At 45.1% G+C, this 572-nt stretch carries 1 protein-coding gene and 1 pseudogene; one reads left to right on the top strand and one right to left on the bottom strand.

Translation table 11 applies throughout. From position 1 onward, the window contains the following. Positions 1-161: pseudogene (locus tag R7O13_RS29330) on the top strand (DsbA family protein); the annotation flags it as partial. Positions 162-255: 94 nt separating this feature from the next. On the opposite strand, the gene R7O13_RS29325 reads toward R7O13_RS29330, so the two are convergent. Continuing rightward, positions 256-572: Na+/H+ antiporter NhaC family protein (locus R7O13_RS29325; protein WP_318305519.1), on the bottom strand; the 317-nt coding region annotated here is incomplete at its 5' end.

The following is a 572-nucleotide window of genomic DNA, read 5'->3' as shown; positions in this document are numbered from 1 at the left end:
ACCAACTGAGTTTAGCGAAAAGTTTGGGTGTTAACTCTTACCCTAGTTTGGTGCTGCAAATCAACGATGCGTATTTCCCAATTGAGGTGGATTACCTATCGACCGAGCCAACGCTTAAGTTGATTCGTGAACGCATTATCGAAAACATGCCAGCGCAATAGTGGCTTCGTTTTCGATTGAATTAAAAAAACCGCTCATATCGAGCGGTTTTTTTGTTACCAAAGGTATCAGTCGTTTCTGTTCGAAAACTTGATACTAAAGCACCATTGCAGCGATCCAACCGAAGATGATCAGTGGGATATTGTAGTGGATGAAGGTTGGAACAACCGTTTCCCAAATGTGTTCGTGCTGGCCGTCAGCATTTAGGCCAGAAGTTGGGCCCAATGTTGAGTCGGATGCTGGAGAACCGGCATCACCTAGCGCTGCAGCTGTACCTACTAATGCGATCGTTGCCATTGGTGAGAAACCAAACGCCAAAGAAAGCGGAACGTAGATGGTTGCAAGAATTGGAATCGTCGAGAATGAAGAACCAATACCCATGGTTACCAATAGACCAACAACCAGCATAAGTA

The sequence above is a fragment of the Vibrio sp. Y176 genome (assembly GCF_033438945.1).
The sequence above is the reverse complement of the archived record's forward strand: the minus strand, read 5'-3'. Positions and strand labels throughout refer to the sequence as shown.